Here is a 15751-nt window from a genome sequence, read left to right on the forward strand (position 1 = left end):
TATGAAAGCGAAAGCGATGCTCTTTGCTATGCTAATCGGGATGATTAGTTTAGTGGGATTCGGAAACACAACCGACCCAAGCGAAAATTCAAATACCATTACGATTGAGTGCTACGACGCTCAACCAGTTATGGTCTGTGTAGATTTCCAAATTACCGAAGTGGCCATCATGCCAATTGAAAACCTCATGGTCTCCAATTATGAATTTATGGTTAATTCAACAGGCTTTAAAACCGATTTAAAAGGCAATGAATTTGTGAAACCTTATGATCTGAGCTTCGCTCTAAAGCCTCCTTTACTAAACGATAAACAAAATAGGAGTTTTACCAATATTAAGTATCCAGGTGCCGACCCGATGAATCAGCCCTTATGTAATTTTTGTAGGAATGCCCGAGACGGATTACTGAAGCCTAATAATTTCATTAGCTAAAAGCATAAAATATATAATTAAAAGCACCTGTATGTGCAGGTGCTTTTTTTAAAACTCATTCATGTTAAACATAGACTGGTACATAGAATTTAAGAACCAAGAAGGCAAACGCTTTCAGTTGGCGCTTATGGCAGAATGCGAAATTATAACTAGCGTTGATAATTTAGCAGACATGGCCACTATTGTACTACCTGAAGCCGTTATGAATGAGCCGTTGAATTTTGAAAACAAAATAGGCCGTGGAACCGAGGTTTTAATTCAACTGGGTTACGATGGTAATTTAGAGGATGAATTTACAGGCTATATCCAAGACATTACTAATAATGATAGTTCATTGAAAATACTGTGCGAAGATGCTCTATTTCTGTTTAGAGTTGGCGTTCCAGATGTGGAGCAGAAGCCAACATCCTTGAGCCAAATTGCGCAGTATGTTATTGATAATATAGACGGCAGCTTTACCTTGAATTGTGACTATGATGTGAATTATGAAAAGTTTACCATTCATCAAGCAACGGGTTATGATGTACTGAAGAAAATCCAAGAAGAAACGAAAGCGAATATCTATTTCGACACCAAAAACAAAGTATTACATGTGCACCCGCCTTATGTAGAAAAAGGAGGCGAGGTTTTTTATTCCATGCAAAAAAACATTGAAAATTCAAGTTTAGAGTTTAGTAATAAGTTAGACACTAAAGTTGAAGTGACTATTGAAAGCACGGATATAAATGGGAATGTAAATAAAGTTGTTTCTGGAACAACTGGAGGCGATAAAGTAACGCTTAAAGTTGGCGCTATGGATGAAGATTCTATGCAGAAAATAGCCGATAATGAAGTTTTAAAACAAAGTGCTGCAGGATACGAAGGCAGTTTTGATACCTGGTTAATTCCGTTTTGCAAGCCAACCTATTCGGCACGGATTAAAGATGAAGACTACCCAGAGAAAACAGCCTACTATTATGTGAAAAGTGTAACCACAACCTTAAGCGAAGCTGGAGGAGTACGGACTATTACTCCAGGAATAAAATTAAGCTAATGGCAGACTTAAGCGATGTTAAAAAGTTATTACGCGAGGTTGTTGGAGCAAATCCAAACCTACCTATTACCGCAACGGTATTAAGCGTCACAGGCGATAGGTGTAAAGTGAAGTTAAAAAGCGGTTTGGAGCTTACGGACGTTAAGCTAAAAGCTACAATTAACGACAGCGAAAACTACATTTTGGTAACGCCAAAAGCGAATAGCAAAGTGCAGATCTTGTCACTGTCTGGAAGGCTTGATAATATGACAGTTATAAAGGTAGATGAAGTTGAAAAAATTGAAATAGTCCAAGGCGAACTCGACATAATTATTGATAGTACCGATAATAAAGTAGGCGTTAAAAATTCGGTTTGCTCGCTGAAGGATTTATTTCAGGAGTTTGCCGATCTATTAAAACAGTTAAAAGTTTACACGCCAGCTGGTCCTAGTGGAACGCCTTTGCCAGATAGTATTCTAGCAATTACACAATTAGAAACGAAGTTTAACCAGCTTTTAAAATAGATTTAAAATGGCATTAAATAAGGCGGCATTAAAAACAAGCATTATAGGCATTATGGAGGACATGATGACGCGCGAAAATACATCCATAGAGGAATTTGCAACGCGCTTAAGCGATGCCGTTGATGTGTATGTAAAAGCCGCTGATATTATTTACACGGCTGGTTTAATAGACGCGGAAGCAAGACCAGTTATAGGAACGTTTGAAGGTAACCTACAATAATGGCAAAGGATAGAGGCATACAAGTAATTGACAACACCGACGAAGGTGTGGTTTTGGATTTAAAGATTAATCCTATTCGCAATGCAGATAACAAAATTGTTAGCGGTTTGGTTATTGGCAATATTCTGGAGCAGAATAAGGCTTTTATTTTAATAGGCCAGCCAAATGATTTTAAAGACCACCCAACATTGGGCGTTGGATTTGAGGATAATTTGTTAGGCGAAGACTTATTGGAGTATCGCCACAAAATCCGTGAGCATTTTGCCGTGGACGGATTAAAAGTTACGCAATTGGATTTGTACGACATTAACGCCGCTAAAATAGACGCAAACTATGAGTAAGAAAACGTTAAAACAAGGGCAAAGCTTTTTAGATAAAGTTACCCAATTATCGGGTTCCATAGAAAATGCGCTAAAAGAATCCATAGCAAATGGAGTCGGAATTACGGATGAGATTCCAATTGGTGTAAATGTAGAAATTACGGAGGTAACCAATAAACGGGTAGCCGCATTTTTTAACCAATTTAATGAGCCTGCAACGGCCATTAGTACCGAGCAGCTAAACGAAATTGAAAACATTGGTATTGGTACCATGATTATTGAAGACACATTTATTGTAGCATGAGAACAAAAGCAGATATAAAAAAGCAGATTACCGACCCATTTATTAATAATGCGCACGTAATTTCTATGTATGGACTTGACGAGAACTTGTCATATGAGGCGCAATTTTCTATTGTTAGTTTCGAGAACATTCTGTTTGATATCATGACGAATATCATATTCTTTTTAGAGGGGCTTTTCGGCCAGCATGTCAAGGAAGTGGATGGTAGATTATTCAACCAAAAAAACGCGCGTTTAAGCTGGTACCGAACTATGGCGTTGCAGTTTCAATATGGCTTTGATTTGGTTAAGGATAAAGACTATTTTAATAACGGAACTGCCACGGCTGACCAGATAGCAGCTTCTAAAATTATTAAGTATTCCGCAGTGAATGAAAGCGATGACGAAAGCCGCGTGATATTAAAAATAGCTGGAGAACTTAATGATGAGCTTGCGCCAATACCAGCGCCAGAACGTGCCGCATTTGACGCCTATGTAAAAGAGTTTAGACCAGGAGGCGTTAAAATATCGGTTATTAATTACGAGCCTGACTTACTGTATTTAAACTTAAACATTTATCGCGATCCTTTAGTCCTGGACGCAAACGGTATGAGCATTTTAAATGGAAATTATCCCGTAAATGATGCCATAGAGGCTTACATGAAGTTGCTTCCTTTTGATGGCGCTTTTGTGATTTTCGACTTTTTAAATTACATAAAAAACAATGCTCAAGGTGTTATAACGCCTGTAAACATAAATATTGAAAGTGCGTGGATTGATCCGTTGATTAATGATTATGGAACGCCAATAAGTATTGACGTGAAGCGGATACCTGAAAGCGGCTATTTTAAGGTCGTAAATTTTGATTCTATAAGCTATGTGGGATAATATTTCAGTTTTAAAATTCGCTTATAGTCTGGTGCCAACCTTTTTAAGGAAGCCTGTTTTATCGGCTTTTGTAAAGGCGGTTACCAACCCGTTGAGCGCTATATATTATGACTGGTATAATAAACGCCAGGAACATTTATACATTCTAGACCACAACTGGCAAGTATGCTACATGCGCGGCGCTTTGAATGATAAGTTTGACCAAGACCAAAGACGCATTTATATAGACGGAACTGGAGGCGATGCCAATAAAACATATATCTATACACCTGGAGAAAACCAAACCAAATATTTAGGCACAATATTTATATACAACAGCTTGGAATTTGCAGATACTGGAGCCGACTTTATTGTTCACGTGCCTGCAGAAATAATGGCGAATCAGTTTTATGAGGTGCACGCCCAAATACAGCTGTATAAATTAGGCGGAAAACGCTATTTAATTATTGAAATTTAAACCATGAATAAACAAAATTTTTTACAAACTGGAGGCTTCCCTTTCGAGACGGATATATTAAACTATATGCAGGAATCCTATGGCTTATTTAACGCTTTAGGAGAATTGGCTGGCAATAAAGCTATTATAAAAGGCTGTGAAGTTGTAGGAAGCAATACATCCGACGGCATTGTTTATATAAGCGGCGAAGTCTTTAAATTTATAGGCGGCCAGACTCAAGCCAACGTGAAAGTCCTTGAAAATGTTAGCTCCAAAGTGTTTGAAAACGGCGACACCAAAGAAGTTCACTACGAGCGCTATGTAACCTTTGCCTCTGGAACGGGTTCTATCCCATGGTCTGAATTCTCAAGGCCATTCAGTATGCTATCAATTACCTCGAGAATTACAGAACTGGAGAAACAAAACGCCGTTTTTCAAGCAGATGGCGCCATGGTGTTTTGGAACAAACCAGCTGCCGACATTCCAGACGGCTGGCAGGAAGTAACAGACTGGCGCGGACGTATGCCTGTTGGCTGGAATCCTACCGATACAGACTTCAACCAGCTTGGAGAAACTGGTGGTAACAAAACCCGAACCGTATCGGCCACTATTACAAATCCAATTAGTGGATTTGGCGTTGGCGGTTCTGCAGGTGGTGGCGATAACGGAAAGCTATTAGTCGGTTCTGGAAATAACGAAGGCGGCGAGTTTTTAGAGAGTATCCGTAAAGCTTCATCCGCTCCCAATAGCACAATAAACACATCTATTAACATTATGAATCCTTACCGCGTGGTGATGTTCATAGAATATACAGGCTCATAATATGGCAAGTTTAAGTACAATTAAAAACTGGTTTAAAACTGGTTTAAAACCAACACAAGCCCAATTTTGGGCAACATGGGATTCCTTTAGGCATAAGGATGAGGCTATTCCTTTGGATTCGGTTAATGGTCTTCAGGATGATTTGGACGATAAGGTTGATAAGATATCGGGAAAAGGCTTGAGCACAGAAGATTATACGACTCCTGAAAAATTGAAATTAGCAAGCTTACCAGATGCTTTAGGTTTAGGCATTGCTTTAGACTCTAAAGTAGATAAGGTATCGGGAAAAGGTTTGAGTACGGAAGATTATACTACTGAAGAAAAGGAGCAAGTGTCTTTAGCTTCAAAAAACATACAGGAGGAGGTCATAGATATTGATGGCGATTTTGCTTTAGTAGATGCCGATTTTCGGGTTACCTTTTTCATTAACACCACAGGAACGGTAAACATTACCATACCAACTGCAACCTTAAGAGACAGCTTTGTGTGCTTCTTTATAGTAATAGGGGCTGGACAATTAAACATACTAGTGGACGGTTTAGGGGCTACACTTAACGCTCCAGACGGCACATTATTAAGCAACGGTAAACGTGGCATGGTTGAGAAAAAAATAACAGCAGACACTTTCTACGCTTCAGGCGAATGGGAGGTTTAAATAAATGAAATGAGTTTGATAGCACAAAAATATATTAATGGTTTGAGCAGTCGGTTTGTGAAGCCGAACTTGTTTATTGGGGGTGTAGCCTCTACAATGCCTACGATTTCACATATTAGCAATTTTTTTGGGATCCCAGAAAATTCAATAACTAATTTTATTGTAAACGGCGCTAATGTAGAGATGCATGTTGAAGCTGCATGGGGCTCACCTTCCTTTACACCACAAAATAATGATATAACATATTTTATATATACCGGTCCTGGAGTGATACAAACAGGTAATGCGGGTATGTGTAATTGGAATAATTGCTTTGCATTTTATACATTAAATGGAGTTCAAAGGACAGGCTCAAATACTGTGGGTTTTCCAACGGGATTTCGTAGCTGGAGGTATTATAGATGGAAAAGAATTGGGAATTTACCTGCAAGTATCTTTCGATATAGTCCAGTAAACAGCAGGATTTATATTCCTGAAACTCCTGTAAGAAACACGTCTGGCAATGACGGCGCTGTTTCTTATATATCTTCAGGAAGCCGAACAATATATACTAATCAAGCTAACGAGACAAACAATGCAGGAAATCCAGACGGCGATATAGCTTATTATTTGAGTAGAAACGGAGGAAGTGTTAGCTATATATATAACGATTCATTGCCTAACGCCATAACAGATTTATCTGCATCCAATACTACCGCTAACGGTTTTGATTTGAATTTCACCCCACCTTCAGAAGTTAACCCTATCGAATTTTACGAAGTATGGATTAATGACGGTAATGAAAAGTGGCATCCTTACCACCCAGCTGGTGAGGTGTTAATAAGCGGTGAAACGTTTACAAACCATATTTCAAGTGGCAAAACTTATAAAGTAAAACTAGCAATCTGTGACATTTACTGGAACGGAAGTGGAATGGATGAAATAGAATCAAGACGCGCTTTTTCAAACGAAATAGAAATTACAACATTATAATATGAAACAAATAAGAACAAAATCAACCGTCCTTTTGGACGCACAAACCAATAAGCGAGGTATCGCTATTGTAAAACTGGAAGAGTTTAAGTTTTTAGGCAATACCAGCGTAGTACTAGTTGGTTATTATGAGCAAATTTTAAACTCTGTAGCTGAAGTAGGCCAGCCAATGTATAGCTTGGTTCCGCTACCCGTTAAGGATGGCGTTATTGGTCGTGCAAATGTCAAGCGTGTTAGTCTTTCAAAACTAGAAATGGACGGTTTATTTCAAGCTGTAGACACATCCATATTAAAGTCTGGAAGCTTTAACGATCAATTGGCTGGCGTGCTAACAACGGCTACATTAATTAAAGTAGTTATGGACGAGAACTACAGCAACGTGGACGAGAATAATGTTCTAACAAAATTAACGGCTTCCGATTGGGAGGTTTTAATGGAGCAGGAACTAATACCAGAACCATAATGAAAGAAGCTTTAATAAATATAGCCAGAACAATTGGCGCTATACTTTTATTGGTTTTAGCCTTGGTGTTATTCGTTATTGTTACACCATTTGCTCTCGTTTGGAAAATATGGGCAACCGCTAACTATGAAAACCGTAAGGCCAGAGATATCCTTAAAGGAATAAGCGTGTTTTTTGTTGAAATAGCCGCAAGCTATGACCAACTTGGAAATGCCGTTTTTGGCGGTTTCTTTACGTGGTTATTTCTTCAGGATAAAGAACTGCGCTACATTTTTGGCGATAAGGACGAAACCATAAGCGAGGTGCTTGGCTGGAACGCGCACTTAAGCGCTTTAAATACCCGCGGTAAATGGTTTGTTAAGTTATTGGATTGGCTTGACAAAGAACATTGTTATAAGGCCATGATGTCGGGTGTTTACAAGGCACGCAACAAAGTGCATATTCACGAAAACTTGAAATTAATTACATAATTGTAATGGGAGGATAAAATAATCCTCCAGCTTTAAAAAAACTCTCACACCTTTTTAAACACGAGCCCAAAGGCCACTGGAGGACATTTATTGTCTTTTCAGAGTCTTTGGGCTTTTGTGTGTTTGGGTGTGAGAGCCGCAAATATAGAGAGGAATAATCATCAAATCAATCAAAAAATGAATAAGTTAAAAAAATCATCAAATCAAATCAATCAAAAAACGAATGTCAACATTTAATTACAAAGAACAACACGCAGTTATTGTGAAGTGTAGTAGCGAAAACGAGCAAAAAGAAACTTTTGAAAAGCTTAAAAAATTAGGCTATAACGATTTAAAATTAGTGAGTGTATGAAAATTGAGGTAAACCATAAGTGCGAAAACTTTAAAAGTTTTAGAGCTGAAAAAGTGAAAAGTTTATTTAATGCTGAAAGCGGTCACGAGTGGCAACACACCGCAGAATTGCCCATAGAGGGCGACGATTGGCAAATTGGACTAATTGTGGGTCCTAGTGGATCAGGTAAAACAAGTATGGGCGCTAAAATATGGCCAGATACGGCCATACATGATTTGTACGCTAATTGGAATAATGACATGGCCATTGTAGATAACATTGCGCCTCATTTAAACATGAATTCGGCAACTGCGGCCTTGTCTGCTGTAGGACTTGGCGATGTCCCTTCATGGCTTCGGCCGTTTAAGGCTTTGAGCAACGGTGAGCAATATCGGGCTGGTTTAGCGCGCTTAATTTGTGACGCTCCAAATAGAACCGTTATTGACGAGTTTACCAGTGTCGTGGATAGACAGATAGCTAAAATTGGCGCGTCTGCTTTTTCAAAATCTTGGAAGCGAACCAAGGGCAAACAGATAGTTTTGCTTTCCTGCCATTATGATATTATAGAATGGCTGCAACCAGATTGGGTATATGACACCCGAACTGGCGAAGTAAAAAAAAAGTCCAAAAACGGCCAGATATCAAACTTGACATTTGGAAGGCAAACGGCACTTACTGGAAGTTTTTTAAAGAGCATTACTATTTAGACCTTAAGCACCCACCAGCTGCGGAGTACTTTGTGGCAACAGTTGACGGGGAATTGGTGGCGCATTTAGCGGTTTGCCCTTTGTTTACGGCAAAGGCTTATAGGGCTACACGCTTGGTGGTTATGCCTGAATGGCAAGGCGCAGGCGTTGGCACTCGGTTTTTAAACGAAGTTATGCAATATCATTTAGAGGGTAATGGTCGCTGTGAGCGCAAATATCACACGTTTTTCCATACTTCTCATCCACAGCTATGTGGTTATTTGAGGCACTCTAAACTTTGGGTGCAAACTGGGGCAAAGCTACACGGCTCTAATAAAAAACGTTCTATGATGAGCATGGCCAAAACGGGTAAAGGCTTTAATGATGCTAAAGGAAAACGAAAAATAAATTCAGGATATGGCGGACATTTTAGAGCCGTTCAGGCCTTTAAATATTTAGGAAATAATGAATAAGTTAAAAGTTTTTATAAGCGGCCAGAAATACTTTGGCCAGCAAATATTCGATTTATGCAATGCCATGGAAGGCGTGGAGATAGTTGGCGTGTGTACACCATTAGGCGACAAATATATAGGGAAAACCGCGAAATTGTTTGATGTTCCAATTATTCCTGCAGGATTGCTAAACGGCGATACTATGCCTGAAGGCGTTGACCTTGGCATAACAGCGCATTCATTTGATTATATAGGCAAGAAAACGCGGTATAAGCCTAAATATGGCTGGATTGGTTACCACCCAAGTTTATTGCCGAGGCATCGTGGCCGCTCATCCATAGAATGGGCAATTCGCATGAATGACGCTATTACAGGCGGTACTGTGTTTTGGTTGAACGCAGGAATAGATCGTGGCGATATTGCTTATCAGGATTGGTGCTTTATTGAGCCAAAATTATTGATTGAAAAGCCAAGTAAGGCCGCATCTATACTTTGGCAGGATAAACTTTTACCGATGGGAGTTCGGCTTATTGAGGCCGCATTAATAGATATATCCAAAGGAATACTAATAAAGAATCCTCAAGACCCAAACGTAAGTACGTTTGAGCCAAATACAGACGTTAAGGATGTGTTCAAACCTGACTTATTAATGATTGAGCAGTATGGTTGTCCTTCAACATAAATTAAGCCCCTTTTAAGGGGCTTTTAAATGTGGTTTAAATTTGTATTAAATCAGTTATATTTGTTGAGTAATAACTAAATAAATTAAGTGAATGAGTGTGCATTTCGTTTAAAAAAGCTGTGCATTTCGATTTTGCGATTATACAGCATACAATGAAGTGGTTAAAGAAATTTTAGATAACAGAACCAAAGATACAGAGCATTTCAATGCTCAATTAAAGGACTTTACAGAGTTTATTGAATACTATCAAAATGAAACTATCAAGATAATTAATAATTGGAAGAAATAGCATCGACTATTTTTTTGCTCAAATAGTTCTTTTAATTCAGAACTATTAATTTATAAATAACTAAAAGAAATGATTAGAATTTTCATCATTATTATAATATACTTAACTACTGCTATTCTTAATACAATTTCCGCACAAAACACATTGATATTCAAAACAATAGAAGAAACAATTGATTATGCTATAGAAAATAATAATGATCTTGAAAGCGTACAGATCAACCAAGAGATAATCCAAGCACAAATAGCCGAAGTTAAAGGGCGCGCTTTACCCCAAATTAATGGAAACGCCGGATTCACAGATAATTTCTCTTTACAAGAACAACAACTACCCGGTGAAATTTTTGGTGGAGAACCCGGCTCAACAATAGGTGTTGCATTTGGAAATCGCTATCAATATTCTGCAGGCCTGAATGTGCAACAAGAATTATTAAACTTCCAATTGTTCAATTCTGTAAGAAGCGCTTCTGCCCTAGCCGAATTACGTAATCTAGAAACCTTATTAACTACTCAAGATTTAATTGTAAATGTCATTCAAACCTATATTCAGATTCAAGTATTTGAAAAGCAGCTAGAATTACTGCAGCAAAATTACGATCGAACTGACAATTTAATTAAACTTTCCGATTCCAGATTCCAAGAAGGCATCATTAAAAAATTAGACCTTAATCAACTTCTAGTAAATCGCTCAAACCTTAAAACACAAGTTGAAGATGCGGAATATGGAAAAAACCAACAAATAAGACTTTTTAAGGTTTTATTAAATGTGCCAATAAATATTGAAATAGTTCTTTTAGAAAAAATAGAGGATCGAAATCCATACCCATTAGGGATAGAATTTCTTTTAGAATCTAATTTAGAATATCAACAATTAGATAAATCTGTAGAACTTTCTATTATTGATCAAAAACTAATAAAGTCTGAATTCTTACCAACATTGAGTGCCAATTTTGGCTATAATTATTTAGGCCAAGCTAATGAGTTTGCCAACTTTGATTCTAATATTTATCAAGCACAATGGAGTGGCACATGGGGACTATCAGCAAGCATTCCAATATTTGATGGTTTTCAACGTCTCAATCGTTTAAAACAAAAAGAATTTGCAACAGAGCAATTAGAGCTTAATAGAGAAACCCTAAAACAAAATATTGAGAAGGATTTTGGCGATGCTAAAGAACAATTGATTTTAAGTAATTCTCAAATTGAAAGTCAAGAATCGAATATGAGTCTTGCTCAAGAAAATTATGATGGTATAAAAACCTCATACAATGAAGGTGTTGCAAACCTAACAGAACTATTAGATTCAGAATATGCACTTCGACAAGCACAATCAAACTACTTAAATGCTTTATTACAATCTAAAGTTGCCGAAGTATCCCTTTTAAAATCAAGCGGCAGACTATCACAATTAATCTCAAATCCAACAATAAACAACTAATTCAACCTTTTGACACGCAAACACCAACTCATTACAAATATCTCAAAATGAAAACTAAAAATATTGTCTTTATTGTAGTCATCGCATTACTTGGAATTATGGCTTACACCTTGTTCAGTAACAAAAAGGAAATGAACCAAAAAGCAGCCATGACACCTGAAGAATTTGCAATTCCAATCCAGGTTGCTATTGTTGGTGAAAAAACAGTATCAAACGGATTAACAGCCACAGGAGAATTTAAAGGCTGGGAAGAAGTAATGTTGGTAGCGGAATCGCAAGGTAGTATTGAATATTTAAAAGTTGAAGAAGGCCAGAAAATAAAAAAAGGGCAAATAATTGCAAAAGTAGATGCCATTTCATTGAGTTCTCAATTAACAAGTGCACAGTCTGCTTTTGCAAAAGCTGAAAAAGATGTTGCTCGTTACGAGCGTCTATTAGAAGTTGGTGCTGTGTCACAGAGTGCTTTAGAAGATATTAGAATACAAAAAGAAACCGCGCGAGCAAACATTGCTCAAATTAACCAACAATTAGGATTTACCATTATAAAATCTCCAATTGATGGTATTGTAAACAAATTAATGATTGAGGAAACGGCTTTCGTTTTAGCCGGTAATGAAATTGCAGAAATTGTACAAATAGATAGACTAAAAATTAATGTAAACATTGCTGAAGACAACCTTTCCAAAATTAAAGAAGGCCAACAAGTATCCATTAAAACAGATGTTTACCCTTTAGATATTTTCAGAGGGATAGTAAGTAATATTAGCGTAAAATCAGATGCTTCAAGAAAATTTCAAATTACTATTGAAGTAGATAACATAAAGGACAACCAGTTAAGAGCAGGCTTATTTGCCGAAGTAAATTTTGATGCACTAAAAACCAATGAGACTGCTGCTATGTTCATTCCGCGTGAAGCAATTGTGGGAAGTCTTCAAAACCCATCTGTATATATCGTAGAAAATAATACGGTAGCGCTTCAGAAAATAAAAGTAGGTTCAGTCATTAATGGCGATGCTGCCGTTTTAGAAGGCTTGCAAAACGGACAACAAGTAGTAACTAGAGGGATTATCAATTTAACCAATGGTACAAAAGTAAAAATTACAAACAACTAGAAGATGACTATAACAGAACTTTCAGTCAAGAGACCAACGCTTGCGGTAGTCGTCTTTACCATTATCGCATTATTAGGAATCATTAGTTATTTGGGGTTAGGCTACGAATTACTTCCTAAAATAACGTCTCCACAACTCTCAATTAGCACTGTATATCCAGGAGCTTCCCCAAGTGAGGTTGAAAATTCAGTAACCACAAATATTGAGGATGCGGTTAGCGCCATGGAAGGTGTAAAAAGCATCACTTCTACTTCACAAGAAGGCATTTCTATCGTGAATGTAGAGTTGACTTATAATGCAGATGTTGACAAAGCATTGCAAGATGCACAGCGAAAAGTAAATAATATTATTGGACAATTGCCAGATCAAGTTGACCAACCAACAGTTGACCAATTTTCATTTGACGATTTACCAATTATGCGTTTGGGTGTCTCTTCGGAAATGGATGCGAATGCATTTAATGATTTAGTTGATAATGAAGTTAAGGAAAAACTATCTCGTATTGAGGGTGTTGCTCGTGTTCAGGTTATTGGAGGAAACGAAAGAGAAATTAGAGTCAATGTTAATAGAGACAAATTAAAAGCTTACGGATTAAGTATTCTGCAAGTTACTCAAGCTATTTCGGCAGCAAATCTTGATTTTCCTACAGGAAATATTAAAGATGACAAGCAACAAGTAACGGTACGACTTTCAGGAAAATTTAAGGATGTAAACGACATCAAAGGACTTGAAATTACTACAGGTAACGGTTCAAGTGTTCGGATTGAAGATATTGCAGAAGTATACGATACGTCTAAAGAAGTCACAACAATTTCACGTATTGATGGTATAAGCTCTATTGGTTTAACCATTTCCAAACAAAGTGATGGAAACACCGTTCAAGTTGCAGAAGACATTAAATCTGAAATCGCCAAAATTGAAAAAGAATATGCCGGTAAAAAGCTAAAAATAGCAGTGGCACAAGATAGTTCTGTATTTACATTAGAAGCAGCAGATGCCGTAATTTTTGACTTGATGCTTGCTGTAGGATTAGTAGCCATTATTATGCTATTCTTTTTACGTAGTTGGAAAGATTCAATCATTGTAATGGTATCAATTCCTGTATCCATTGTGGCCACTTTTATTGCTATGAATCAATTAGGCTATACACTAAACCTAATGACCTTATTGGGATTATCATTAGTCGTTGGTATTCTGGTAGATGATAGTATAGTGGTATTAGAAATAATTCATGCTGAAATGGAAAAAGGAAAATCCAGAATGCAAGCGGCAATGGAAAGTTGGAAAAAAGTGGGCTTATCTGTAATGTCTATTACCTTGGTTTTAATCGCAGTATTTCTTCCCATTACATTCGTAACAGGATTAATAGCAGATTTATTAAAACAATTTGCTGTAGTAGTGGCCGTTGCAACAGCCATATCTTTTGTTGTTTCATTTACATTAACGCCATTACTTTCAAGTCGCTTTTCCGAAGTAATCACATTAGACAAAAAGAAGATTCTACATAGACCATTAATTGCCTTTGAAAGCTTTTTAACAGGCGTGAATAATCTTTATAAAGATATTTTACAATGGACATTAACTAGAAAACGTATTACCGCTTTTTCATTATTGTTTTTAGTATTTGCATCATTATCGTTACTAGGTTTTGGATTCATTGGAAGCGAATTTGTAAAGAATGGAGACAACGGAGAGTTCATAGTAGAATTAGAACTTCCAAAGGAATCTACTATTGAAGAAACCAATTTAGCAGCACTTGCGGTAGAAACCATTTTATTGAAAGACGATATTGTTTCATCTGTGTTTTCAACGGTAGGAACTGGAACCGGTGGTAGCGGAAACTCATCAAATTTAGCACAAATAAATGCGAAGATGATAAGTGCCGATAAACGTACAATTACCTCGGAACAATTTGCGAGGGATATTAAAAACAAACTAACCAAAACCATTTCCGGCGTAAAATTTAAAACTGCTGCTGTTGGTATGGTTGGCGGAAGTACTGCTGGGCCAATTCAAGTATTATTAGTTGGTAGTAATATTGACCAATTAATGGAAACTGCTGAAGATGTAAAACGTACAATTGAAAGTGTAAACAGTACAAGAGAGGTAGAATTATCCGCAAAAGGTGGAAATCCAGAAGTAGCCATCACCGTTGATCGTGATAAAATGGCAGCACTAAACTTAACAATGAGTACTGTGGGTAACACCATGCAAAATGCCTTTGCAGGAAATACACAATATAAATTTCGTGATGGAGAAAATGAATATGATATTAACGTGAAATTAGACCAATTTGACCGTCAAAACATAAATGACATAAAAAAGGTAACTTTTTTAAATACAACTGGTGAATTGATAGAACTGCAACAATTTGCAGCTGTTGACCAATCAACAGGACCTTCAAAATTACAAAGAGATAATAAAAGAAGTAGTGTTACTGTTGGTGCACAAGTTGTTGGTCGTCCTGTAGGAACCGTTTCTACAGAAGTACAAACTGCAATCGAAGCGATGACAATGCCCGATGGTGTAAACTTTGAAATGGGTGGCGATTTAGAAAGTCAGACAGAAGCATTCGCTAGTTTAGGGTTAGCATTATTAATGTCCATTGTATTAGTGTATCTAATTATGGTAGCACTCTATGAAAGTTACGCTTATCCATTGGTCGTTATGTTTTCAGTACCGACCGCAATGATTGGCGCATTTTTAATCTTGGCGCTGTTCCAAGAAAGTTTAGGTGTATTTACATTTTTAGGATTGATCATGTTGGTTGGATTGGTTATCAAAAATGCGATTTTAATTGTAGATGCAGCAAATCAGTTCAAAACAGAAGGAATGGATAGTGTGGAAGCCGTTGTAAACGCCGGACTTTCAAGATTACGCCCTATTCTTATGACAACCATTTCAATGGTTATAGCTATGATTCCGATTGCTTTTGCCGCTGGAGCTGGAGCCGAATGGAAAAATGGACTGGCAATGGTTTTGATTGGTGGGCTGTCCAGTTCATTGATATTTACCATAATCATCGTTCCTGTAATGTATATCGTGATAGACATTTGGAAAGGCGATATCAAACGGAAAGTAGCCAAGCAGAATGCTAAAGATATTTCAAACTTAAAAGTACAGTCAGCACATTAATAGCAATGATTCCAAGCCTTTCAAGATATTAACAGTTAGTCTAACTCTGAAAGGTTTGTGAATCCAAAATAAAGAAAATATGTTTTACTACCTAGCAAGCAAAAAACCAAAGATAGAAGTAAGTGTTACCTCA

General features: G+C 37.2%; 19 protein-coding genes. All 19 read left to right on the plus strand.

The annotated features are described in order from the left end of the window. Nucleotide 1 precedes the first annotated feature (1 nt). Nucleotides 2-430 carry a hypothetical protein gene (locus ES675_RS00160; RefSeq protein WP_066256117.1) on the plus strand — a complete coding sequence of 143 codons (429 nt, stop codon included), beginning with the start codon at nt 2-4 and terminating at the stop codon, nt 428-430. Nucleotides 431-491: 61 nt separating this feature from the next. Beyond that, entirely contained in the window at nt 492-1463 is a 972-nt protein-coding gene (locus ES675_RS00165; protein WP_082986000.1) for a hypothetical protein, read from the plus strand. Beyond that, the gene (locus tag ES675_RS00170) at nt 1463-1966 is read left to right on the plus strand and encodes a hypothetical protein (RefSeq protein ID WP_066256113.1); all 504 of its coding nucleotides are present in this window, start codon (nt 1463-1465) and stop codon (nt 1964-1966) included. The genes ES675_RS00165 and ES675_RS00170 overlap by 1 nt, the downstream gene beginning before the upstream one ends. A 7-nt stretch (nt 1967-1973) precedes the next feature. Then, nucleotides 1974-2186: a hypothetical protein gene (locus tag ES675_RS00175; protein WP_066256107.1), complete on the plus strand. Its 213-nt coding sequence runs from the start codon at nt 1974-1976 to the stop codon at nt 2184-2186. Continuing rightward, a complete protein-coding gene (locus tag ES675_RS00180; RefSeq protein ID WP_066256104.1) occupies nt 2186-2527 on the plus strand; it encodes a hypothetical protein in 342 nt (113 codons plus the stop codon). Before ES675_RS00175 ends, ES675_RS00180 begins: the two co-directional genes overlap by 1 nt. Next, the gene (locus tag ES675_RS00185) at nt 2520-2810 is read left to right on the plus strand and encodes a hypothetical protein (protein ID WP_066256101.1); all 291 of its coding nucleotides are present in this window, start codon (nt 2520-2522) and stop codon (nt 2808-2810) included. Before ES675_RS00180 ends, ES675_RS00185 begins: the two co-directional genes overlap by 8 nt. Then, the gene (locus ES675_RS00190) at nt 2807-3676 is read left to right on the plus strand and encodes a hypothetical protein (RefSeq protein WP_066256098.1); all 870 of its coding nucleotides are present in this window, start codon (nt 2807-2809) and stop codon (nt 3674-3676) included. Before ES675_RS00185 ends, ES675_RS00190 begins: the two co-directional genes overlap by 4 nt. Next, on the plus strand, nt 3666-4133 hold the full coding sequence (locus tag ES675_RS00195) for a hypothetical protein (protein ID WP_066256094.1): 468 nt from the start codon (nt 3666-3668) through the stop codon (nt 4131-4133). Before ES675_RS00190 ends, ES675_RS00195 begins: the two co-directional genes overlap by 11 nt. 3 nt (nt 4134-4136) lie before the next feature. Further along, nucleotides 4137-4934 (plus strand): hypothetical protein, encoded by a 798-nt coding sequence (locus tag ES675_RS00200; RefSeq protein WP_066256092.1) that lies wholly within the window; start codon nt 4137-4139, stop codon nt 4932-4934. 1 nt (nt 4935) lies between these two features. Continuing rightward, a complete protein-coding gene (locus ES675_RS00205) occupies nt 4936-5589 on the plus strand; it encodes a hypothetical protein (RefSeq protein ID WP_066256090.1) in 654 nt (217 codons plus the stop codon). A 96-nt stretch (nt 5590-5685) separates the two neighbouring features. Beyond that, nucleotides 5686-6561 carry a hypothetical protein gene (locus ES675_RS00210; RefSeq protein ID WP_148367184.1) on the plus strand — a complete coding sequence of 292 codons (876 nt, stop codon included), beginning with the start codon at nt 5686-5688 and terminating at the stop codon, nt 6559-6561. Between the two features lies 1 nt (nt 6562). Beyond that, entirely contained in the window at nt 6563-7024 is a 462-nt protein-coding gene (locus ES675_RS00215) for a hypothetical protein (RefSeq protein ID WP_066256083.1), read from the plus strand. After that, the gene (locus ES675_RS00220; RefSeq protein WP_066256080.1) at nt 7024-7494 is read left to right on the plus strand and encodes a hypothetical protein; all 471 of its coding nucleotides are present in this window, start codon (nt 7024-7026) and stop codon (nt 7492-7494) included. Before ES675_RS00215 ends, ES675_RS00220 begins: the two co-directional genes overlap by 1 nt. 348 nt (nt 7495-7842) lie before the next feature. Next, nucleotides 7843-8532, plus strand: coding sequence for a hypothetical protein (locus tag ES675_RS16530; protein ID WP_197503518.1), 690 nt, complete (start codon nt 7843-7845; stop codon nt 8530-8532). A 32-nt stretch (nt 8533-8564) separates the two neighbouring features. Continuing rightward, nucleotides 8565-8984: a GNAT family N-acetyltransferase gene (locus ES675_RS16535; RefSeq protein WP_231931324.1), complete on the plus strand. Its 420-nt coding sequence runs from the start codon at nt 8565-8567 to the stop codon at nt 8982-8984. Next, a complete protein-coding gene (locus ES675_RS00230; protein WP_066256078.1) occupies nt 8977-9645 on the plus strand; it encodes a formyltransferase family protein in 669 nt (222 codons plus the stop codon). Before ES675_RS16535 ends, ES675_RS00230 begins: the two co-directional genes overlap by 8 nt. A 358-nt stretch (nt 9646-10003) precedes the next feature. Further along, nucleotides 10004-11371, plus strand: a complete 1368-nt coding sequence (locus ES675_RS00235; RefSeq protein WP_066252391.1) for a TolC family protein — start codon at nt 10004-10006, stop codon at nt 11369-11371. Nucleotides 11372-11418: 47 nt separating this feature from the next. Then, nucleotides 11419-12483: an efflux RND transporter periplasmic adaptor subunit gene (locus tag ES675_RS00240; protein ID WP_066252389.1), complete on the plus strand. Its 1065-nt coding sequence runs from the start codon at nt 11419-11421 to the stop codon at nt 12481-12483. Between the two features lie 3 nt (nt 12484-12486). Then, nucleotides 12487-15618, plus strand: coding sequence for an efflux RND transporter permease subunit (locus ES675_RS00245; RefSeq protein ID WP_066252386.1), 3132 nt, complete (start codon nt 12487-12489; stop codon nt 15616-15618). Nucleotides 15619-15751 lie beyond the last annotated feature (133 nt).

This window comes from Algorimicrobium algoritergicola, assembly GCF_008086165.1.
In the GTDB taxonomy this organism is placed as follows: domain Bacteria; phylum Bacteroidota; class Bacteroidia; order Flavobacteriales; family Flavobacteriaceae; genus Algorimicrobium; species Algorimicrobium algoritergicola.